Consider the following 243-nt stretch of genomic DNA (forward strand, 5'->3'; position numbering starts at 1 on the left):
GCTCAGCCTCGTGATCCAGGCTGATCCCGTCGCGCAGCTTCAACTGGCCGCCGACCACCTCGAAGCGGGCATCATCGACCGTGACGCTCAGCGCATCGCCATCCGGATCGCTCGCCGTCACCGTGCCGATAACAGCACCGGCCGCGTTCTCCGCAACCGTGGTGCCGGTCACCACCGGCGCCGTCGGCGCTTCATTCGCGTCGCCAACCGTGATCGTCACGCTCCGCTGCGCGCTCAACCCGC

General features: G+C 68.7%; 1 pseudogene. It reads right to left on the reverse strand.

Going from position 1 to position 243, the window contains the following annotated elements:
- Positions 1 to 220 (reverse strand): annotated as a pseudogene (locus WG924_RS28305) (Ig-like domain-containing protein); the annotation flags it as partial.
- Positions 221 to 243 lie beyond the last annotated feature (23 nt).

The sequence above is a fragment of the Tistrella arctica genome (assembly GCF_039630945.1).
GTDB classification, from domain to species: Bacteria; Pseudomonadota; Alphaproteobacteria; order Tistrellales; family Tistrellaceae; genus Tistrella; species Tistrella bauzanensis.